Here is a 23,813-nt window from a genome sequence, read left to right on the forward strand (position 1 = left end):
GGAAACCAATGAAAAAGATTAAAGCAGTCGCTTTATTTTCAACAGCTATTTTAGCAACGGCTTCAACAGGAGTTTATGCGGATGAATTGATTTCAGATGGCACCACTTCTCCCTCAACAGAGCAAGTGACACCATCAACAGCTCCCTCATCAGAGGTTGTTATCCCTGATGAGGGGTCAACCACCCCGTCAACAGACACAGGTTCTACAATGGAACCAACCGTCCCTGTTGATCCAACAAATCCTTCTTCAGACGTTACAGAGGTAACCGATGATAATGGTGTGACAACAGATCACACAGGTGATAGCGATACCCAAACGGAAAGTAATACAGATCCGAGTGAAGCGGTTCCTAATGTGGATGATGCAGGCGGTGTGGCAACAAATCATACCGTTCCAACAACGGATGGTGGGACAGCGACAGTCACTCCAGACACATCTGTACCTACCAACAATCCAAATATCTCAGCTGAAACAGCAGCTAATGCTGGTGCATCTCAAGTTGGTACAACCTCAACGGTTACAGGCCAAATCGTGCAAGACGTAACGACAGACTCACCAGTCTACACCAACACAGGCGCTACGATTGTGAGCACCCAAAATGGCTCAGTCGTATTGGCTGATGGCACGATTACCAGTCCTGAATCAATCGGAGCAACGACAAACAGTGATGGGACTATCTCAGTCACAACCGCAACTGGTGAAAGCACCACATTACCGATGACAGGTGATGAAAATACAACACTTTTAAGTATCTTAGGAAGTGCCTTAGCCGCTATTGGTGGTTTATTCTTTAAGAAACGCCAATACTTTAATTAAAAAATAGGATAGCAGAAAAACAAATGAATCAGAAAGAACAATTACAAGGACATGGTTATTTTCGGAAGAAAAAATGGGCAAAAGGGTTAGCTTCAGGTATTGCCCTAGGAGCTGCTGTCATTACCTTTGCAGGTGCAACAGGTGTTTCTGCCGATGAAACAACAGCGGCTACAGATAACACGACAGAAGTTGTGACGAGTCAACCCGAAAGCATCAATGATAACAATGTTTATGCAGAAAATGCTAATACTTCTGAAGGGACACTAGCAGTAGATATTGATAACAGTAATGTGGAAGCTGCTGCGACAGAAGCTAGCAACGTTGCTGTTGACGTGACAAAAGAAGCTGTTAAAGACTATGGAACAGATACAACAACTGATGGATTAAATGATACAAAATCAGAAATTGCTAACGACCAAGAAAAACAAGTCGACTCACTAGAACAAGCAACAGCAACACAAAACGCTAATAATACAGCGTATGCAGATGCGCAAGCTGCTATTGATGCCAATAACGATTATGTTAATAATGCTAAAGATACTTACGGTTCAGAAACAACTGTAACAGTGACAAATGATTCAGCAACAGCTACTGACGGTACAGCTAGTGCCAATAACGAAGCTAAAACAAAAGCTGAACAAACCTTAGCTGATAACAAAGAAGCAGTTGCTGAATATGTAGAAGCTAAAGCTAACTATGATGCCACTGTTTCAAAAGCAGAAGAGCTGAATGCAGCGGTTGAAGCAGCAGCTAACGAATTGAAGAATAAAGGTGTTACGGTAACAACATCAAGTCAAGTTGTCAACTCTGTAGCTGATGTTGAAGCCTTGCAAGCGCAAAATGATGCCACTATTGCCCAAGCCAATAGCGAAAAAGCTGCTGTTGATGCGCTTTTGGCACAATATGCAGCTGATTTAGCTGCATTTAACAATGGGACAAACGTTTCTGTCTCTGCAGGTGTTAAGACACAAGATGTTGATAATTTGACGTATGGTAATTCGTTCATGAATGGTACAATCAACGCTGATGGTACCTTTACTTTCACTCATGATATGAACGATGGCTTGAATGATACTTATGGCACACTTGGTACAGGTACGCTAACAGGAAAACTTAATTACCATGTAGAATCTCAAGGTAATGGTAATATTACCGTCTATTTGGATAGCGTTGAGCTCTATACTTACTCTTATACAGCTTATCGACCAAACTATGCGGTTAATCAAAATCTAAACTTCCATGTTTATACGCTTGGCGGTACTGAAATTTACAGTACTTATCATACTGGTAATGATTCCTTTACAGATACCATTAATCGCTCAACAACTTTAACTTATGAACACGGTGTTTCTGTCGGTGATACCTTGGCTAATGTTGGTTTCTTGAATATTGATGATAACTGGATCTACAACACACATGGTCAAGCCGTTATTAGCTTTACGAATACCAATAAAGCTCCAGATCCTGTAAATCCACCTGAGGTCAAAGCGAATTTGGTAACGGCTGTCAATCCAAAAAAACCAAGTTTGGCATTGACAAGTTTGTCAGACACAACAAATCAAACTATTAAAGCAAGTTACCATGACTACAAGCTTAACTACAGCCCAATGGTTGAAAAAGATCGCGCCAATAGTGATGGTGTTGATATGGATGGTAAGACTGCTGTTAAAGGTGATGTCTTAACAGATACACTTGATATTTCAAATCTCTATGCTAACCTTAACGTTGGTGATACCGTTACGATTATCGATCCACTCGAAGCAGGGGAATACTACAACGTTGATGACAATATTGCTGCGGCAGTTGCGAATGGTTGGGAAGTCAGCTACGATGCTGCAACAGAAACGTTCACTTATAAAACAACTTATACAGGTGAAAAATTAGTTGTGCCAACGGTTGATTGGGCGCCTGCCTATGATGCTGCTTATTACGATAACACTTATAAAGTGCTTGTTAATGACAACCTTTATCAAGTTTATTCAAATACAGTAAAAACACCAACGCCAGAAGCGCCTCAACCAACGAAGGAAATCACAGATACTCATGGTAACGACATTGATGGGTCAACAACTTTCGATAAAAACGTTGTTTTCCACCTCAATACTGATTACACACCTTATACAGATGTAACAGCTTCAACAGATGCTATTTCTAAAGGGTTTGCTATCTTAGATGACGTTGAAGATGGCTTGTTTACTGTTAATGAAGACGGTATTGTTATCCGTTTGACTGATGATAATGGCGAAACAACAACGCTTTCTACTGACATTGCAGATGTTACAGAAGCAGGCGGCGTATCAACTAACCATACAGGTGATAACGATAGCGAAGAAACAACTGCTGTTAATAAGTTGAATGACCTCTTTACAATGTATCATGTTCTAGCAGATGAAACTATTTCAGATGAAGTTCAAGCTATTTTGGATCAATCAGGTTTATCACCAGTTGGTGAATTCTATCTTTGGGTAGCTAAAGAACCTGCAAGTTTCTATACAAACTATGTTAAGGCAGGTAAGAACGTTACCATTGACCTTCCTGCCTATCTCACAGCAGATGCAGGCACTGTTGTTCCTAATGATTTCTATCAAATTGACTTCGGAAATGCTTATCAATCAAATCTTGTAACGGTTCAAGTTCCAGATGTTTCACCAGAAAAACACGCTATTAGCAAAGATGGTACTGTTCTTGATGGTCAAGAAGTCGGACTTAATCAAGTCTTTAATTACAAACTTGATGGTGTAACTGTTCAGAAAGATCATGATACACTTTGGCAATATGATGGTAAAGATAAACTAGATGTTGAACATGACCGCTATACAGGAAACTGGAAGGGTGTCATCACTGGCACAGAATACACTGCCAAAGAGGATATGACTTTACCTTATGACGTGATTTCTGAAGGTGGTAATCTCATCAAAGCAGGTGATACTATCAAAGCTGGAACAAGCTATCACTTTATCTTTGAGTTTAACCAAGATACTAATGATGATTTCATTAATAAAATTGTTAAGGTTACTTGGGATGCTCAAAAAGCTGAATGGGCTTATAGCATTAACGAAGATTTCCTTCGTTCATTAGGTGTTGAAGGTACTTTTGATGCAGACTTCTGGATTGAAGTAGAACGTATTAAAGATGGTGAAGTTGAAAACACTTTCATCAATACTATCAATGGTCGTGAGTTAGTTGCTAAAGTAACAACTCATACGCCAACACCTGAGGTACCAGCGAAACCAGAAGAACCAGCTAAACCAATTGAAGAAGTCCCAGTTGTTAAAGCTGCAGCACTTCCAATGACTGGTGAGAAAACAACACCATTGAATGTTTTTGCAACAATTGTTGGTCTAATTCTGACTGCTGGTGCAGCTTTTGGTCTTCGCAAAAAAGAAAAACATAATTAATTTATATTAAGGACAGGCGTTGCCTGTTCCTAGAAGGATTCTATCTTGCCTAAATAATTGTTACGTCTAAATCTCCTGATAGTATCCTTCTAGGAGCAGGTAACTGCCTTCTTATTTCAGGCTATAAAAATAATTGATAAGACAATTTACAGCCTTTTATTTTTATTAAAATTTTTATTTAAAGGAGAAATTTATTATGGATACAGCAGTTCGTGTAGTTACAGCTTTAGGAGCAATTCTTTCAATCGTAGGTCTTGGGTGGGTATTAACAGGAGCCTTTGACTATTTTTCAGGACGTAAAAATGGTAATCCAGCTATGATGGACCAAGGCATGACTTCAATGGTTTCAGGTGGAGCTATTGCAGTTATTTCAGCAGGTGTTGCGGCAGCAATTGTTGCGGCTATGCGCTCAATCTCATTCTAATAACTTACATACATGTAAGATAATCAGTTGAAAAAGTGGTATAATAAAGGTAAGTAAAAGGGTTACAAGGAGAAAAGAAAATGAACAAGGAATTTGATTATGTAGCTTTTGCAAAAAACTTTGAAGCCACTAATGGACGTCCACCAACAGCGGATGAACTTGATAATGCTAAATGGGAACATTTCGGTATTAGATGGCATACACCAGAAGAGTCACAAGCTGAGTTGGAACGCATTAACGCATCTTATAAGCCAACATTGGGCGAACACTTAAAGGATGCTTTAGGCTTTCTAGGACGTGGATTTTTCAAAGCTTTATTCTTTGTTCTTAAGTCTCCTATTTACTTAACTTTATTTTTCTTTAACATGATAAAATCTGCAATTGCTGTTGCAGTTATGCTTATTGTCACAAAAGGAATTGTCGGTGTTGTAATTGCAGAAATTCTTGATGGAAGGAATATTTCTAACTTATCTGAGGCGCCAGCTGTTCTTAGGGTTTTTGCACAAGATTTTATGACTAACTCGTTGGAACCAATTTACGTTACTGGAGTCGACATAGTTATTTGTATTATTTTTATGTTTCTTTTTGCAACCGTAATGACATTCTCTTCAGTCGAATAGTGACAACCATTAATATTATACGAAGAACCAATTATGGTTCTTTTTTATTTTTAATTAGAAAGGAGCACAATGAAAGATATACTTACCGAGTTAACAAAAACTTTAGGTGGTTATAATAAAACTGTTAACTCTTCAATTAATTCCATTAATAAGTCTTTGATGGCAATTGGTTATATTTTGGTTTCGGTTTTATTTTTAATTGAAATGCTTTCTTGGTACCGTTTTATTCGAAATCAAGGTGGTGAGATGACTTGGAAGCTTTTTTTAGAAGTTGCAGTTAAATATTTTATTGCTTACTTTCTAGTTGCACAATCAGGAGCAATTTTAAATGCCATTATGTGGTTTACAAATGGTGTTACTAAACTGATTGGTGTTGATTTAAGCGGAAATAACCTATTTGAATTTAAAGCAATTAAAAAAGGTGCTTATGGTATTAGAACGGGTCTTAATCTTCTTGCATTTCTTATTGGAGCTGCAGCACAACTATCTGTGAAAGTGATGGTCTTATTACGTTTTATTGAACTATATTTTTTTAAAGCGATAGCACCAATTATTGTTGCTTTTTGGATGGGTGATAATACACGTCATATTGCCACTAACTTTTTAAAAACTTTTGGTGCAATTGCGCTTCAAGGAGCAGTTATTGTTTTAACGCTTGTCATTTGGCAAGCTTTTAAAATTGATACGGCAGTAACAATTGATGAAAATGGATGGTTAGGAAGTTATGCTCCTGCTATTAGTTATATTGGAAAATGCGTAGTGTTCTTGATTTTGTTGATTGGTTCCCAACGTAAAGCTAAACAATTGTTGAATGTATCATAGGAGGCGAAAATGGATAATAGAGTGAATGAATTACGAAAACAATTTGGAAAGACAATGAAGGAATTATCTGCAGAGACTGGAATTGCTTATCCAACTTTATCGGGATACAAGCAAGGAATTAGGACACCTAAAAAGAAAAATGCCCAGATACTTGCAGACTACTTTGGGGTATCTGTTCCGTATTTGCTTGGCTTGGATGATAACCCGCCAGCATTAAATGACTCATTAGAGAAAATAATGGTAATTCATGAAGTGCTAGATGCAGGAGATAATATCTTAGTTGCTCAAGAGTTGTTAAAAAATTCCTTAGAGACTTTAGTTAAGTATGCTGATAACGATTATAGGGTGCAATTCAAACATCACTTACTGATAGCAAATACTTTATCAGAAGTCATAGGGAAATTGGATATTGTTACTGAAAACGATGAATTAAGTTTTACACCAGATAAATTGAATTTATCTAATAATTAAATGTTAGAAATAACCCCAAAATAAACTGAAGTTTATTCAAAGGTTACGGATTATGATTAAAAGCAGTTCACTTAAAGTGAACTGTTTTTTGATGGAAGGAGAAAAATGAACAAATTAGGGTCTGAGTTTTTTAAAGCTATTGATCAATTTGAACGAAGCGTTATTGGTGGTTTTACTTTGAGACAACTTATTATGCTAATTGGGATTGTCACTGGTGTTGCTTTAGCAACATTGATCTCTTTCTTGAAATTGCCTGATATTTTGTTTTATCTGGCATTAGCTTTGACGGTTCCACCTTCATTTATCTATGGCATAAAAAAAGACGAACAAATTAAAGAAGTTTTGATGTTTAAATTCACAGTACAAGAACGTGCTTATCAAACAGATTTTGAAAGTGAGGATATGAATGGTACGTTTATTCAACAAAAGGGCGTCCATGAATGGAACGACACCTTTGACGAAAGAAGATAAAGAGCGAGCAAAGCAACTTAAAAAAGCTTTGAAAGCTAGCACTCAAAATACAATTAAATACACGTCTTTATTTGAAGATGGGTTGATGCATATTGTTGATGAAGAATACTCTAAGACTTGGGAGTTGGGTGATACTAATTATATCACGGCTGATGAGGATGAAAAGCTTGATATTATTGATTATTATGTTGAAGCTTTAAACGGCTTAGATAGTGATAATACTTATCAATTGTTGATTATTAATCGTCCAGTTCCGTCAACACTTTTAAGTCAAATTACTTATGAACTTGAAAGTGATGACCGTGATATCTATCGAAAAGAATACAATGATATGATTACGTCACGTTTTGCGACTGACCAAAATAATTTTAAGGTTGAAAAATTTATAACGGTTTCAACGTCTGCACGAGATCGCAAACAAGCATACCGTAAATTGAATGATGTTGAAAACAACTTTTCAAAACAATTTCAAGTGATTGATATTTCTTTTACGCCTTTGACAGGAACAGAGCGATTAAATATTTTTGCTGATTTGTTACGTGGCAATCCTTATTTGAATGTTGATTATAAAGATGTCCGTATTAGTGGTTTAACAACAAAATCTTTTATTGCTCCTGGACGTATTTGGTTCCAACAAGACCAATTTATGATGGATAAAAAGTACTGCAAAGTTCTTTTTGCTAGGAGCTTCCCAGCTTTTCTAAATGACCGTCTTATCAAGTCAATCACAGATATTGGGATTGAATTAGCTATTACTATTCATGCTAAACCGTATGATCCAGCAGATGCTGTTCAGAAAATTAATAATGCTGAAGCAGGTGTCAAAATGGATATGATTAAGTCTCAAAAGGTTGCTGCAGATAAAGGTATCTCAGGAAATTTAGCAGTATCAGGTGTAGCTCAAGCTACTGCAGAAGAAGCCGCTAAATGGAGTACTGAAATTAATGATAATGACCAAAAAATGTTTTCAGGTATTTTTGCAGTCATGCTAAAAGCAGATACACCTGAAGAACTTGCTGATTATACCAACCGTGTCAAACAAGCAGGACGTAAGCATGTGGTTGATTTTGAAGAAACTTACTACCACCAAGAAGAAGCACTTAATACCATTTTGCCAATCGGAAAAACTTATTTGGATGTTAAACGCCGTTTCATGCGTGATATGACAACAACAAATATTGCTACACAGATTCCATTTACAAATACTGACTTGCAAAGTAGTAGTCCAATGGCGATTTACTACGGACAAAATCAAATTTCAAACAATATTATTACGCTTGACCGTCAACGTGATTTAAATACATCATCTGGTGTTATCCTAGGTTCTTCAGGTTCAGGTAAGTCTGTTTTTGTTAAGACTAGTGAAGTTATTCCAACGATTTTAAGATATCCTGATGATCGTATTATCATTGTTGATCCTGAAGATGAGTACTCAGATATTGGACGTGCTTTTGATGCTCAATTGATTGATATTTTCCCAGGCTCACAGACTCACTTGAATTTGATGGATTTACCAGATGAAGAAAATCTATCTGCTGAAGATGCTGACCCAATTGGTGAAAAATCATCACTTATCATGGGACTTTTTGAAAATATTCTTCAAGAAGTTACGGATGAAGACTTTTCAATTATTGACCGTGTTACACGTTTATGTTATGAACGAATCACTGATAGGACACCGACTTTAAAAGATTGGTACAACATTCTGTTGGAACAACCTGAAGATGTAGCTCAAGATTTGGCTTTGAAGTCAGAATCGTATACGAATGGTTCTCAAGATATTTTTGCACATGAGACTAATGTTAACTTGAATAATCAAGTGGTTATTTTCAACTTGAAAAAACTTGATGGTAAATTAAAACCATTTGCCTTAATGGTTGTACAAGATTACATTTGGAACCAGGTCGTTAATAATCAAGGTAAGTTAACAACTCGCATTTATTTTGATGAAATGCAAAATCAATTCTTGACAGATAATCAAGCAGAGTTCTTTACCAACCTTTACGCTCGTGTTCGTAAGTATGGTGCTATCCCAACTGGAATTACTCAAAACGTTGAAACACTATTAGCTCGTACTGAAGGACGTAAATTGATTTCAAATAGTGAGTTTATTGTTTTGTTGAAGCAAAAGAAAACAGATTTACAATACTTAACTCAAACTATCAATTTGACAGATGCACTTATTCGTTATGTTGAAAAACCGAAAGCAAAAGGAACTGGTTTAATTATTGCAGGTCAAACAGCAGTACCGTTTGAAAATCCAATTCCTAAAAATACTGAACTATTCCGCTTAGTTGCAACGGATGCTTATCGTCAAATTGATTAATTGCTTTATCAGAATAAATAAGAGAGGGGGTGAATCATGTCCAACAAAGATGATTTAAGGAAGCGTGTAGTCAGAAAGCGTCATATTAAAGAAAGTGTTCAACGTCACAATCAGTTATCAGCTAAGAAAGCTCAAAACGCTGCTAAAAAGGAGCATCATGAAGCTAAGATTAAGGTGAAACATGCTAGAGCAGCTTTAAGGAGAGCTGAGAAAGGCATTGATAAAGATGTTGACGGTGAAAAGATTGTAGACGACTTAGAGAAAGCGCTAGCTGAAAAGAAAGCTACTAAGAAAATCAAAAAGAAAGTCAGAAAGACTAATCCAACCATTGGTCAGAAAGCTAGACGAACTGGTAAAAATATAGCGCTGAATGCTAGTCATCAGATAAAAACAACTGCGATGGATCAAGATGATACTTTGTCAGATTTACAAAATTTACAGTATCGAACGAGACAGTCAAAAGCAGTTGCAAAACAAGCTGGTAAAGTGACTTGGCGAGGTGCTAAACTAGCCTATCGAAAAAGTAAAGGCATGGTTAAAGTTAGTAGAGGAGCTTATAAAAGCACAAAAGCAGGAGCTAAGTTTGCAACTAAAACAACAGCAAAAGCTGCTACAAAAGTAGCACAAGCAACTGCTTCAGCTGTAAAAACGGCAGCAAGTGTAGCAGCAACCTTATTAGCTAATCCCATTACATGGATTGTCAGCGCTGTTCTTGCTTTTATCTTGTTTTTGATAATTATTGTTTCCTCAATCTTTTCAAGTAATGTCATTCAACAAAATGATTTCACGCTTAATCAGTCATGGCTTCATATTTCACAAGTTGACCGACAAAAATCGTCTGATCAGGTCGAGTACTACACAGATATTGACTCAATCTTGCTTTACATGAATTTCCGCTATGGTGGTGAATGGGAACCTGATGCTAACTGGGATGATGGTACAGGCGGTAAATTAACTGGCGCACTTGGTTTTAATCATTTTTCTGATGCTCTTGATGATATCTGGAAAGAGGAGAACAGTGATATTGACAATCTAAAAACCATGGCGGAACTTTATACCAACGGTAAAGCCTGGATGAAGTTAGATAAAGATGATTTAGCAGATTATAAAGAAATTCTTGAGAGTCAATCCGAAACAGGAAAATACTTAGCTACTCAAGAATTGATTAATCCATTTTATTCCGCTGATGATGCAAAAAGCGATACAGATTATCTAACTGTTTCAAAGCGATATGGATATACGTCTAAAGATAAAATTGATCCAACGACAACGCTTCAGGCTCAATCAGGTCAAAAGCTTTATGCAGTCATGGATGGTAAGGTTACGGTTACAACAAAAGATTTAAAAGGTAACGAAACGAAAACAACTAACTTAATTATTTCAGATAGTGATGCACGTTTCATTTATTATGGTGTTTCAGCTATTCGAGTTAAGACAGGTGATAAAATTGAAGCAGGAGCCGAGCTTGGAACCGTTTCTGGTGGTTCACAAAAGATTGCCTATGCCAAAAACTATGGTGAAGTCGATGCTAAAGATTCTCAGTGGTTGCAAGACATAAAAAATAAAGATGTTTCATATGGTTATACGGAGCAGACAAAGAAAAATAAGACAAACGTTTGGGTGTTAGTTAATCCTGGTTTTTATTTCCCGTTTGTTAAGTACGCTCAAACAACTGTCGTTATGCGAACATCATCTGAATTGAGTGGACGTGCTAAACAATTTTATGACTTAATGAAGAAGTTTTATCCAAGTGCTACTGATAATGGTGTTGCTGCCGTGGTTGGAAACTTTGCCGTTGAGTCATCCATTACCCCAAAACGAGCCGAAGGTGATTATCTTAGCCCACCCATCGGAGCATCTGATGGGTGCTGGGATGATGCAAATTGGTTAAACATGGGTGGTACAGCAATCTACGGTAGTGGTTATCCTAATATCCTTCATCGTGGGATCGGACTTGGTCAATGGACGGATACCACCGATGGCGGTACTCGTCATACTATGCTAATCAATTATGCGAATTCTATTGGTAAAAAATGGTATGAGCTAGAAACACAAATTCGCTTTATGTTAGAAGGTGATTCACCTTATTATCAAAACATTTTAAAAAGTGTGTTAAGTTCTAATTCTGATACAGATAGTCTTACCAGAACCTTCTTAACAAAGTGGGAAGGTATCAACAATGGTACACTTTCTCAACGTCAAAGCTATGCTAAACAAGCATTGTCTTGGTTCCACCAATCAATCGCAGGTGGTGGAACAATGGCTTCCTCTTGGAATTTCCCTGAGGAGTATCGGGACAAAATTAAGAGCATGCCAACTGGTGTTAGCATGACAACACAACCTGGTAACGATTATCCTGCAGGTCAATGTACTTGGTATGCTTATAATCGTCTGGTTGAACTAGGTGAAATTACGGATTTATCAGGAAGTTATGGTCACCTTGGTGATGGTAAAAGCTGGGTAGGAAATCTTGTCGCCAAAGGTTGGAAATTTAGTACAATGCCAACGGCAGGAGCTGTTTGTTCAACGGCTGGTGGCTTTGATAGCACTTATCCTCAGTATGGACACGTTATGATTGTTGAAGCAGTCAACGCTGATGGTAGTTTTTTGGTATCTGAATGTAATTATGCAGGCAATCAAAGTCAAATTCACTGGCGTGTTTGTCGTAACGCCCCATATTATACATTCGCAACCCCTTAAAGAAAGGAAAAATAATGATAGATGAATTTAAAGTGACCTTTTTTAAGCGTGTCATGATGATTGTAGGGATTATTATTATCTTTCTCATTGGCTTAGGTTTTGGGTCAATGAGCAAGAAAACAGATAATCAATCTTCAAGTCATACAACTTTAACCAAAAAGGTTAAAGAAGGTCATCAGTTGACTGAAGGTTGGGTTAAGCAGTTTTTGATTGCTTATTACACTAAAAAAGATCTTGAAGAAAATCGTAACAGATACAAAGATTATATGACTGATGGCATGTATAATGCTACTGTTTCTGAAGAAGAGACAGCACAAAATCAAGCTTATAAAGGCTTTGTTGTTAATTTTGAGTTTAAAGATGCTCAAATTTATATTGATAAAACCAATGATAAAGTTATTTGCTATGTTAATTACACAAATGATTTACTTCAGAAAAAGAATTCAACTGAAGGTGCTCAAACAGGCGTAGATAATAACACTATTATTCAATTAACTTACAATAAAGTTGATGGCAAATATCTCGTAAATAACATGAGTACGCTTTTAATTACAGATTCTCAAGATCCGACAGCTTCACAAAATTCTTATGGAGATGTCATTGCTAGTAATGATGAATAGGAGAGAAGGCAATGTTAAATCAAAGTATTATTACAGGACGTCTGACTAAAAATACAGAGTTAAGAAAAGTCAACGACCGTTCGGTTATTTCTTTTACACTTGCTTCAAGTAGAGACTATAAAACAGAAGATGGTTCTTATCCAGCTGACTTTATTGACTGTGTCTTGTGGGGAGCACCTGCTGAAAGCTTTAACACGTTAACAGCCAAAGGTGACACTCTTCAGGTAACAGGACGACTACAAACTAGAACTTATAAAGATAAAAAAGAAGTTACTCATAAAGTAACTGAAGTTCAAGTTGATAAATGGTATATTGTTGCCGTTAATCAAAATCAAGGTGATTATCCTGTTAAAGAGAAAACAATTGTTAATGATAGCTTAGATAATTTATCACTATAAAAGGGAGAAAAGAAAATGAATGAAACTACTTTTGGAACAGAACAACACACTTCAAAATCAGCACGCCGTCAAAAATCAACAAGTGATCGCTTAAAAGATAAGTTGAAACAACTTAATAAAGCGAAAGCATCCCTTGAAGCTGCTCAAAAGAAAATTAAACAGTTGGAAGCTGATATTAAAGAACTTGAAGCTAAACGCCAACAAGAAATTCTCAAAGAATACGGTATGAGTCTATCGGACTTAGAAGCCTTTTTAGCTGATAACAAGGATAAACTTGGGGGTGATGCGTAATGTTTCGCATTACAAACCTAAGTAATGGTCAACAGCGCGATTTTCAAAATCGAGAAGAGTTAGAATTTTTCTTGGAAGGTGAAGAAAATCGTTGCTTGCAGCTAAATACAACAGCCACTTTTCAACTTTTTCATCTTGATAAAAATGAAGAGCTGCTAGAGTCAATGGAACTCACTATTCCATCTTCTGGGGAACAAGACGTTAAAGAGCTTTTAGGTGACTTTGGACTAAAAAAGACCAAGAAATTCTTCTTCAGCCGTGGGGCTAAGCAAGAAAAAACTCAAAGAGTTCAAAAGAAAAAACATGAATTATCAACCGCAAACGAAAATATGAGCAAATCAAAGCCATCTGTTAAAACAACTCCCAAGTCTTCTAATCGCTTTTGGGTAGTGATAGCATTATTATTTTCAATTTTTAGTTTAGCGATTTCTCTTACTAATCACTACAACAATAAAGTTGAAGATAAACCTAAAGTGGAACAAACTCAAACTACCATTGATCAAGGAGCTGATGTTTTTTGTCGCTATTTCATCAGCAATTATTTTGCAAACTCATCAGCTCGTGAGGATTTTATTTCTAATTCGCTTGATTTAAAACAGTTTGATACTGACAAAGCAACAACAGTTAGTGTTTTGTTAGAAAAAGAAGTGATGACTAAAAAAGTAACGACTTTAACCTATGTTATTAATTGTCGCTATGACGATAATTCAACCGCTAACAAACGTTTGACACTAACCGTAAAACAAAACAAAGAAGCTAAATATGGCTATTTAGTCTCAAAAGCTCCTAAACTAACTGCTTATCCATAAGGGGGAGAAAGATGGATCAAGAACAAATTTTTGATAGAGGTGCACGTGTCACTCTTGAAACAGGTAAACAATTGTTTCAATTTTTGGCATATGCAGCGCAACAACTATATAAAGCTTATGATGAACAAAAGCAAATCGGTCAACAATCCTTTAAAAAATTAAATCAGTCATCTTTGACGAAAGATCATATTGATTTTTTAGAAGCAGATGTAAACCTTAGAAAGTTTACGGATGAATTGAAAAAATCTGGCGTTCGCTTTGCTTTTAAAGACCTAGGTGATGGTACAAAACAAGTTTGGTTTGAAGCACCTAATAGGGGAGTTATTGCGGATGCTTTAAGCCATACCCTTAATGAAATCATTAATGACCCTAAAAAAGCCAAAGAAAAGTATATGAAATCAGAAAAAGAGTTGACTCCAAAAGAACAGATTAACAAAATCAAGAAAGCAACTAAGGAAAAACTTGATACTGTTAAAACTAAGAAGAAAGGAAAGAGTATCTGATGAAACTTCAAAAGAAACCTCTTATCCCTTATCTAATCATTAGTCTGGTTTTAGCTTTTTTAACTCACAGAGCTTATGCATTATATAGCATAGCTCCCAAACCAGATATGAGCAATTTATTTAGTCAATATACCTATGTCCTGGAAAAATATGTTGAGCCACCATATTTTTACCCTGATTTTAGTCCGTTTGCTATTTTAGCGGCAATGGTTGGCTTATTTATTGGCATGATGTTCTATTTAAAAATTAAACCTGCTGAAACTCTTCGTCATGGTGAAGAAGCAGGTTCAGCAAGGTTTGCGACTGCTCAAGAATTATCTGGCTTTAAGGACTCAGAACCAACTAATAATATGATTTTCACAAAGAATGCTCAGATGGGCTTATTTAATAAGAACCTTCCATTTCAATGGCAACTTAACAAAAACGTTCTTGTTGTTGGGCTTCCTGGTGATGGTAAAACATTTACTTATGTTAAACCAAATTTAATGCAAATGAATTCAAGCTTTATTGTTACCGACCCCAAAGGACTTTTAGTTCGTGAAACTGGTAAGATGCTTGAAGAACATGGCTACCAGGTTAAAGTATTTGATTTAGTTAACCTCACTAAATCAGATATGTTCAATCCTTTTCACTACATGAAATCAGAACTAGATATTGACCGTATCACAGAAGCAATCGTTGAAGGAAGTAAAAAAGGTGATCGTGAAGGTGAAGATTTCTGGAATCAAGCAAAACTTCTACTTAATCGTGCATTGATTGGTTATCTCTATTTTGATAGTCAGGTTCAAAATTACACCCCTAACCTATCAATGGTCTCTGAATTACTTCGTAACATGAAACGTCCAAATGAAAAAGAACCAAGTCCAGTTGAAAAGATGTTTGCAAACCTCGAAAAAGCCATGCCTGGAAATTATGCTTGTCGTCAATGGGACTTGTTTAACAGCAACTTTGAAGCTGAAACAAGAACTAGTGTGCTAGCGATTGTTGCTACACAATATTCGATCTTCGATCACCAAGCTGTCACCAATTTGATTATGGCTGACACTATGGAGATGGATACCTGGAACACTGAAAAGACAGCAGTTTTTGTTGCCATTTCAGAAACTAATAAAGCTTACAGTTTCCTAGCATCTACTTTGTTTACAGTCATGTTTGACCAATTAACACACAACGCCGATGCTATTATTCAAGGAAAGAAAGATGGTTACACAGCTGATGATTTGGTGCATGTTCAATTTATTTTTGATGAATTTGCGAACATTGGTAAAATCCCTCATTTCAATGAAGTTTTAGCATCTATTCGTAGTCGTGAAATGTCTGTTAAAATCATCATTCAAGCGATTAGTCAGCTTGATACGATTTATGGTGATAAAGCAAGAAAATCTATGGTCAATAATTGTGCAACTTTATTATTTTTGGGGACTAACGATGAAGACACCATGCGTTACTTCTCGATGCGGGCTGGTAAACAAACTATTACTCAAAAAAGCTATTCTGAACAACGTGGTCAACGTGTATCAGGATCTACAAGTACGCAAGCCCATCAACGTGATTTGATGACACCTGATGAAATTGCACGTATCGGCGTAGATGAAGCCCTGGTATTTATTTCAAAACAAAACGTTTTTCGTGATAAAAAAGCGATGGTGACAGACCATCCAATGAAAGACGAATTATCTAATAATCCAAATGATGGAAAATGGTATAATTACATTCGTTTTATGGTTGAAGATCCAGAACTTTTTAATAATGCACGCGATGGAAAAATTGACCCTAAAAATATCTGGTATCCAGATATGAAAGACTATGACCAATTTGTCCAGGACAATGAAATTGATACTTCAAAACCAACTGAAGCTGCATCAGAAAAATCTGATAAAGTAAGTGCACACGTCATAGAAGAGCCCGTTTATGAACAAGTACCTGTTCAATTGCCTGAAATGAGCGTAGAAAGCCAATCTCAGACACAAGAAAGTGAAATCAAAGCAGTGGATTTTGCGACTGGTGAAATCTTTGAACTCCCAACAGAAGATGAAGAAGATGGTGAGTATTATGGTGAAGTTTAGCCTGTAATAAAGTATAATAGTTCCAGGAGGGTTATATGGCAACATTAAAACAGAGTCCATTTATTAAAACGCTTGGAATTTCAGAAGATGAATTGTTAAACTATCTAAAGGAGCATCCAAACGATCCTTTGGTTACTAAACTTGAACAGTTACTATTAAACTTATCAGATAAAAAATAAGCTACATCGATAAACGAACGGTGTAGCTTTTATTATTGTGAAGGGAAGTGAAAAATGGATGAAATATTTACTTTTAGCAGAAAAGCCTGACCAGGCTAAAAAGTATGCGAACGCTTTAGGAAACCCTAAAAAAGATAAAGGTGTTTGGCGTGTTCAATCATCTGTATTGAATGCTGAAGTGATTGTTGCTCCTGCCGTTGGTCATTTAGTAGAACGTATTAATCCATATACTAACTTTGAAAATTGGGAGATGGCTAATCTTCCAGCTTTACCAGATGGATTTGCTTATGAGCCTAAAAAAGATACTGCTAAACGATTTAAGGCTATCAAACAATCTGTTAAAGAAGTTGATGCCATTATTATTGGAACAGACCCTGACCGTGAAGGAGAAGCCATTGCTTATCGAATTTTAGAATTAATCCCAGGTGCACTAAGAAAAATTAAATATCGCTTGTGGGCAAACTCTTTAACGAAAAAAGGTTTAGAACAAGCTTTTTCAAAACTTAAAAATCCAAAAGACTCAATCAACTATTTTCATGAAGCCGATGCAAGAGGTGATGCTGATTGGCTGGTTGGTTTCAATTTAAGTCCTTTTGTAACCATCAAAATGAAAGAAGAGGGTTACTTGGATAAAAAAGAACATTCGATGTCAGTTGGACGTGTTCAAACCCCTATTGTTAGTCTAGTCGTTAGAAATGATGAAGCCATTGAAAACTTTAAACCAAGTCCTTATTGGCAGCTAAAACTGATTGATCCTGAAGCCAAAGTTACATTTGGCAACGATATTAAATATCAATCAAAAGCTGAAGCAGAACAGATGCTACAACAGTTAGCTAATATAGCAGTTGTCAAAACGGTTACGAGTGAAGAAAAAGTGCAAGAAGCGCCTGAGCTTTATAACTTAACCAATTTTCAGTCTGAAATGAGTAAACTATATCATTTTGATGCCACTAAAACGAAAGAATTGGTCCAAAGTCTCTATCAAAAAGGCTATCTTTCTTATCCACGTACCGATTCAACTTTGATTACAACCAATGAATTTGCTTATCTTGTTGAACATATTGAAGATTATCAAAAGGCAATCAATAAGCACTTAGAAACCCCTAATCGTTCACCAAGGAAAAACTACGTGAATGATAAGAAAGTGTTAGAACACTATGCCATTATTCCAACTGAAACTATTCCTGATTTGAGTGAGTTAAGCAATGATGAAAAACTTATTTATCAGAAGGTGGTTTTTAGGACTTTATTGATGTTTACGCCTGATTATCGTTATCAATCAACCAGCGTTATTCTTGATAATCAAGGACTTGAATTTAAAGCAACTGGAGCTGTAACAAAAGATAAAGGTTGGCGTAACTATTTAGCGGTTAAAAAAGAAGATAAAGAGTTACCCGATTACCAGGAAGGACAAACTATTACCATTGAATGCAAACTCTTAGAAGAAATGACCAAGCCACCAACACGAATTACCGAGCAAATTCTACTAAAGAAATTGCTACCAAAATACAATTTAGGTACATCAGCAACTCGTGATGGGATGATTGATTTAATTCAGGACAAAGGTTATGTCACTAAAAACAAAAAGACAGGACAGTTTTTCCCAACTGAAAGAGGAAAACTATTAATTCATTATCTTGATCAACTTGAGATTGCTTATACTAATCCTGAAACAACAGGAAAATGGGAAGAAGTATTAGCTCAAATCGGACAAGGAAAAATTCAAAAAGAAGCCTTCGTCAACAAAATAAAATGGGCTATCACTAAACAAATTGAAAAAGGAAAACAATTATAAATGCTACTATTTTATGTAAATAGTAGCATTTATATTGAGGTAAAAAATATGGAAGAAGAAAAATTATCTAGAGCTGATACAAAACGCTTATTTATTCAAGAATTAGAGCGCTATTTGTTGAGAATTAGTCAAGAAGGCGATCGTTTACGAAAATCATCTACAAAATTTTCAGTTGCACGCTATTCTGGCTTAGGAAGTAAAATCAAGCTTTACTTGTCTAATGAACAGATTTATGTTCGAGTATTTACCAATGGTGAAATAAATATTAGTTATTACGATACTTTTTACGGTACTGAAACACGTAAAGAAATTAGTCCTAAATTCACTGATGGAACATATACCAAAAATGAAGTGAAGTTGATGATTAAAGAAACTAAAAAATTTATTCGTGAATCTTTAAGATAGTGAGGTTTTATTTATGGCAAACATGCAGGAATTACTTTCTCAACGCTTTGAAGTACGAAAACAAAAACTAGTTAGTATGGATATTGTAGCAGTTGCTGAATCCTTAGGAATGAAATTAAAACTAGGTTCGAGCGGTGCTTATTATTGGGAAGAACATGATAGTTTTCATATTTATCCTAATACTAATAGTTTTAGATGGTGGTCAAGAAGTCTTGGATCAAATACTATTGACTTGGTTCAAGTGGTACGAGAAGAATTAACAGGTCAAAAACCAAGCTTTAAGGAAGCTGCAGCTTTTCTTGAAACTGGTCAATTTGAGAATGTAACGGTACAACCACCTGTTAAAGAGCCATTTGAGTATTATCTAGAACGCTATGAACATTCTGATTTTAATATTGGAAGACAATATTTGAAAGAAGAACGTGGTTTGTCTGATGAAACGATTGATACATTTTTAGCATCAGGAAATTTAGCGACAGCTACTCATAAAAAAGGTGATTATTTTGAACCTGTTATTGTTTTTAAAAGCTGTGATAACGATGGTAAAATGATTGGTGCAAGTCTTCAAGGAATTGTTGAAAATCGTGTTCAGCACCCCGAACGTGGACGCCTTAAACAGATTATGAAGAACTCAGATGGGACTGCAGGCTTTAGCTTAGATATTGGAAATCCAAAACGTTTAGTCTTTGCTGAAGCTCCAATTGATCTAATGTCTTATTATGAATTACATAAAGATGAACTTCAGGATGTCAAATTAGTAGCCATGGATGGGCTTAAAAAGAGTGTTATTAGTCGTTATGTCGCTGATATGTTGACTGATGGCAAGTACCCACAAACTATGTCTAGCGAGCAAATAAGAGGAGCTTTAGATGCTTTAAATAAGACTACAAACCTTTTACAAGAGCATCCAGATATGATTACTTTAGCGGTTGATAATGATGAAGCTGGTCAAAATTTTGTTAAAGGGTTGCAAGAGGAAGGTATTCCTGTAATACCAGATTTACCACCACGTCAAGCAGCTCAAAAGAAAATGGATTGGAATGATTTTCTTAAACAGGAAGTTAAGCCTAAAACCAATACAGTTGACGAAACTTGGGATATTGATGATATTCAGGAGCAACTATCTCAAGAAAGTGATTTAGTAGGAACTCAAGCTGTTGACGTTATTTATATGAATGAAGTCTATTTAAACCAGGGCTACAGTCTTTCATTAGCTATTCATAGCAACGAAGAGGTAGAAAATCTAGCGGACGTTGCAGCACCTTGGACACTTGAAGTCATGAAGAATGGACAATCACTTGGCTATCTAGCTTATGGTGAAGACTGGGGGAATGACTTTGATATTGAAGATGAGTTAGGTAATCTTGAAAATTGGGTTAAGGATAATCAAGTCACAAATCATTTATACACTCAAAAAGACGTCAATGCGTTTTTAGCTACCACACAAGCAGTTGAACCCCAAAAAGGTGAGTTCGTTCTTAAAGGTGGAGGTATTTATGATTTTGGAGAAAGTCAAAAAGAAGGAGAAGAATTACGTCAACGTGCACTTGATGGAATGATTGCAGATATTACTGATGGTGAAACTTACTATTTATGGCACGATGAAGAACTAGAAAACCTAAACGCACCTGATGAAGCGTTTATCAATTTTCATTATCATCTAAAAGATATTGAGTATAATCAAAATAATATTCATCTTTATGTTGAGGAGTCGTCCGCTGATGGTGTTACAGGGTATCTTTCATTCGATGGTAATCCAATTGATACTGATAGCATTGAAGATTATTTAGCTGAACAAGATTGGACTTTTGATAAAAAAGTACTATTTTTGAAGAATTTAAAGACTGCAGTTGATGAAACTTGGGACAAGGTCATTGATCACTATGATGAACAATTTAATACAATTGTAGCTCAATATGGCTTATCTTCAGCAAAAGAAAAAGCTCCTGAAATACTTCAAGAGACAGAAAAAGCTAATTTTGAGCACCAAAAAAAGGTTGAGAACCCAATCGGGGATTTACCTGAGCAAAGTCAGGAGGCAGCACCTCTACCTAGTGCTCATGAGGAGCACTCTTTGAATGAGTCGTCACCGACCCAAACTCAGTCTCAACCTTTGCTTCATTTTACCATTTCAGCACCTGAAAAGTCAATTTATAAGACTGGTTATCATCCTGTTAATAAGAAAGAGTTAAATAAATTAAACCGTTATGCAGCTCAAATTCAAGAAAATGCAAATTGGTATAAAAACGAATTGGCTAATAGTAATGTAACTTATTTTTATAAGAACAATGACAATCTAGAAGCTTTAAATGTAACTTTTAAAGCAGAACAATATCCACATCTAGTTGGTATTTTTGCTATCGATGATGACCAAAGCGCAAGTAAAACGTTAGATGATTTAGCATCTGGTAAAGGTGATTATCAAAATATTATGATTGCCAATCGAGGTGCAACCTTCAGTAAAATCCAAGTATTACCTGACTTCAAAGCAGTTGTTGACTCAAATAGTTTTATTTTTGATGATTTATCAGAAGTTGAACGCATGAAGCGACTTGATTTAGCAAAAGCTATTCGTACTGAAGACAAGGATGTTTTAATTGCTTTTAGAAATGTTGATGGTGAGTATCTTCCAGCTTCATTAATGAAAGTTACTAATAAGCTAGAATCTGAATTGTCGATGGCAAATAACAAAGATGTTTTAGGTATTATCGGTGAAAAAGACGGAGAGTTTAAAGTCTTATCTGTTAATGAAGAAGTTATCAAAGATGGTGGTGAAAAAATGTTATCAATTGTTAAAAATGGACAACTTGAAGACTTATCAAATACAATCCCAAAAGCTGAATGGGTTATTGAATTTAATGAAACTAATTTATCAGGTAATGTAGAAATCCCTAGTCTTACAGGTGCTGGTCTGACAGAAGAATTACTTGAACGCATTAAAGATTATGATTATCGTTTGTATCTAGCAAGTTTAAATGGTGAAGGTGAAGGCTATTATAAATTCTACTTTAATAAAATTCAAGATAATAAAGTAGTACAACAAGAACGTCTTGATGTAGGTGATGGTTTGGAAAGAAATGAAGAAATTTACAAATTTCTTGAACAAGAGCTAGCACCTGAAAAAGCTGTTAAGGTAGCTGAAAGAGAATTGACAGCTGAAGATTTTTCAAAAGTCTTAGATGCCGTCTACAATGTTGGTGCACGAGTCGGAAAAGACAACAGAAAAAATATTTCAGAAAACCTGTATCCTGCCTGGGACAAATACTTTGAATACGCTGAAAGATATGACAATAATTTTGATGTTATTGTTAAGGCTGCAAGAGCAGATAATCTGCTTGATGAAAATTCAGATTTTTATAGAGAAGTGTGGCTCAAAAAAATTCAAGAAGAAAATAAAAAAGTGAAAGATTCAGATGGAGATGGTCTAACAGATGATGAAGAAATTGCGTTAGGTACTAATCCATACAGTCCAGATACAGATGGAGATGGTATTTTAGATAGTGTTGAAAAAGCAAGTGGTACGGATGCCACTAATCCATCAGATACACCAGACAGTCGAAAAGAAGAAATGACTAAACGTGACTTAACATTATCAGAAATGATTAAAGCTAAAAATACAGCAGCACTCAATCAACATTTACAAGAAGGAATTAAAGATTATTTTGATAGTGACAACTATAAGAACTACCTTGAAGGAATGTCACACTTCAACAATTATTCAGCAAGAAACATTAGGTTAATAAAAGCTCAATTACCTAAAGCTAGTATGGTTGCCTCTTTTAATGAGTGGAAGAAGCGAAACGGTCATGTTAATAAAGGTGAAAAAGCTCTTTATGTTCAAGCACCAATCACAGTAATTAAAAAGGATGTTGATGGCAACCCTATTATTAATTCTGAAACGGGAGAAAAAGAAACTCTTACCTACTTTAAACCTGTTCCTGTTTTTGATATTAGTCAAGTATCACCTGTAAAAGGTAAAGAATTGAATTTACCTAAAATGGGTGAAGTCATTCCTAGCCAAATTACTAAAGAGTATTATCAAAATGTTTACCGCTCATTAAGGGATATTTCTCAAAAAGAAAATGGTATTCCAATTCGTTTTAGAGAACTTGAAAAATCAGATGGTTCTTACAGTCCTAAAACAAATGAAATCACAATTAAAAAAGGGATGACTTACGAACAAACTCTTTCAACCCTAATTCATGAAATGGCACATTCTGAATTACACAATAAGAAGAGTTTAACGGAACGTTTTGAAGGTAAATTGACACGTTCTTCAAAAGAATTACAAGCTGAGTCAATTGCTTATGTTGTATCTAATCATTTAGGTTTTGATACAAGTAATGACTCATTTGCCTATCTTGCTTCTTGGTCACAAGAACCAGATGGACTAGAAAATCTAAAAGCACAGCTTGAAATTGTTCAAGAAGAAGCAAGTTCTCTCATGAAACGTATTGATAAGCATTTAGCAAAATATCAAAATCTCACGGTTTCAAAAGATGAAAAATTAAACGAAAATCAAAAACGTGAATTAGAAAAAACAGCTAATCCATTTTATCAAAGTTTACAAAAAGCAAAAGGTGAAACTGTTCAAACAGCATCCGCTAAAGAAGAACAATCAAAAAAAGTCAATCGACCTATGAAGCAGTAACGCAGCGTAGGTCGCATAAAAAAGGATTGACTTTAAAAGTGGAAGG

General features: G+C 35.7%; 19 protein-coding genes. All 19 read left to right on the top strand.

What is annotated here, in order from left to right:
- Positions 1-8: 8 nt before the first annotated feature.
- The 19 genes from K5J94_RS02955 (at position 9) to K5J94_RS03045 (ending at position 23,767) form a co-directional block, all read left to right on the top strand.
- A complete protein-coding gene (locus K5J94_RS02955) occupies positions 9-818 on the top strand; it encodes an LPXTG cell wall anchor domain-containing protein (RefSeq protein WP_117479589.1) in 810 nt (269 codons plus the stop codon).
- 23 nt (positions 819-841) lie between these two features.
- Entirely contained in the window at positions 842-4,216 is a 3,375-nt protein-coding gene (locus tag K5J94_RS02960) for an SspB-related isopeptide-forming adhesin (protein WP_117479587.1), read from the top strand.
- 196 nt (positions 4,217-4,412) lie between these two features.
- On the top strand, positions 4,413-4,640 hold the full coding sequence (locus tag K5J94_RS02965; RefSeq protein ID WP_000379152.1) for a hypothetical protein: 228 nt from the start codon (positions 4,413-4,415) through the stop codon (positions 4,638-4,640).
- 80 nt (positions 4,641-4,720) lie between these two features.
- Positions 4,721-5,260: a hypothetical protein gene (locus K5J94_RS02970; RefSeq protein WP_015695744.1), complete on the top strand. Its 540-nt coding sequence runs from the start codon at positions 4,721-4,723 to the stop codon at positions 5,258-5,260.
- 69 nt (positions 5,261-5,329) lie between these two features.
- A complete protein-coding gene (locus tag K5J94_RS02975) occupies positions 5,330-6,082 on the top strand; it encodes a hypothetical protein (RefSeq protein WP_117479585.1) in 753 nt (250 codons plus the stop codon).
- A gap of 9 nt (positions 6,083-6,091) precedes the next feature.
- Positions 6,092-6,553, top strand: a complete 462-nt coding sequence (locus tag K5J94_RS02980; RefSeq protein ID WP_015695742.1) for a helix-turn-helix domain-containing protein — start codon at positions 6,092-6,094, stop codon at positions 6,551-6,553.
- 105 nt (positions 6,554-6,658) lie between these two features.
- Positions 6,659-7,024, top strand: a complete 366-nt coding sequence (locus tag K5J94_RS02985; protein ID WP_117479583.1) for a PrgI family mobile element protein — start codon at positions 6,659-6,661, stop codon at positions 7,022-7,024.
- A complete protein-coding gene (locus K5J94_RS02990) occupies positions 6,990-9,350 on the top strand; it encodes a VirB4-like conjugal transfer ATPase, CD1110 family (protein WP_015695740.1) in 2,361 nt (786 codons plus the stop codon). Before K5J94_RS02985 ends, K5J94_RS02990 begins: the two co-directional genes overlap by 35 nt.
- A 36-nt stretch (positions 9,351-9,386) precedes the next feature.
- Entirely contained in the window at positions 9,387-12,050 is a 2,664-nt protein-coding gene (locus tag K5J94_RS02995) for a phage tail tip lysozyme (RefSeq protein ID WP_221913497.1), read from the top strand.
- A gap of 14 nt (positions 12,051-12,064) precedes the next feature.
- On the top strand, positions 12,065-12,670 hold the full coding sequence (locus K5J94_RS03000) for a hypothetical protein (protein ID WP_142426137.1): 606 nt from the start codon (positions 12,065-12,067) through the stop codon (positions 12,668-12,670).
- 11 nt (positions 12,671-12,681) lie between these two features.
- Entirely contained in the window at positions 12,682-13,068 is a 387-nt protein-coding gene (locus tag K5J94_RS03005; protein WP_000934359.1) for a single-stranded DNA-binding protein, read from the top strand.
- A gap of 15 nt (positions 13,069-13,083) precedes the next feature.
- Positions 13,084-13,359 (top strand): hypothetical protein, encoded by a 276-nt coding sequence (locus K5J94_RS03010; RefSeq protein ID WP_001006384.1) that lies wholly within the window; start codon positions 13,084-13,086, stop codon positions 13,357-13,359.
- On the top strand, positions 13,359-14,168 hold the full coding sequence (locus K5J94_RS03015) for a hypothetical protein (RefSeq protein ID WP_142426136.1): 810 nt from the start codon (positions 13,359-13,361) through the stop codon (positions 14,166-14,168). Before K5J94_RS03010 ends, K5J94_RS03015 begins: the two co-directional genes overlap by 1 nt.
- An 11-nt stretch (positions 14,169-14,179) precedes the next feature.
- On the top strand, positions 14,180-14,671 hold the full coding sequence (locus K5J94_RS03020) for a DUF3801 domain-containing protein (RefSeq protein ID WP_161513842.1): 492 nt from the start codon (positions 14,180-14,182) through the stop codon (positions 14,669-14,671).
- Positions 14,671-16,737 carry a VirD4-like conjugal transfer protein, CD1115 family gene (locus tag K5J94_RS03025; RefSeq protein ID WP_117479888.1) on the top strand — a complete coding sequence of 689 codons (2,067 nt, stop codon included), beginning with the start codon at positions 14,671-14,673 and terminating at the stop codon, positions 16,735-16,737. Before K5J94_RS03020 ends, K5J94_RS03025 begins: the two co-directional genes overlap by 1 nt.
- A gap of 35 nt (positions 16,738-16,772) precedes the next feature.
- Positions 16,773-16,916, top strand: coding sequence for a hypothetical protein (locus K5J94_RS03030; protein ID WP_015695733.1), 144 nt, complete (start codon positions 16,773-16,775; stop codon positions 16,914-16,916).
- 58 nt (positions 16,917-16,974) lie between these two features.
- On the top strand, positions 16,975-18,711 hold the full coding sequence (locus K5J94_RS03035) for a DNA topoisomerase (RefSeq protein WP_015695732.1): 1,737 nt from the start codon (positions 16,975-16,977) through the stop codon (positions 18,709-18,711).
- 48 nt (positions 18,712-18,759) lie between these two features.
- The gene (locus K5J94_RS03040) at positions 18,760-19,116 is read left to right on the top strand and encodes a hypothetical protein (RefSeq protein WP_015695731.1); all 357 of its coding nucleotides are present in this window, start codon (positions 18,760-18,762) and stop codon (positions 19,114-19,116) included.
- 13 nt (positions 19,117-19,129) lie between these two features.
- Positions 19,130-23,767 carry a PBECR4 domain-containing protein gene (locus K5J94_RS03045; RefSeq protein ID WP_221913500.1) on the top strand — a complete coding sequence of 1,546 codons (4,638 nt, stop codon included), beginning with the start codon at positions 19,130-19,132 and terminating at the stop codon, positions 23,765-23,767.
- Positions 23,768-23,813 lie beyond the last annotated feature (46 nt).

This window comes from Streptococcus halichoeri (assembly GCF_019774635.1).
Classification (GTDB): domain Bacteria; phylum Bacillota; class Bacilli; order Lactobacillales; family Streptococcaceae; genus Streptococcus; species Streptococcus halichoeri.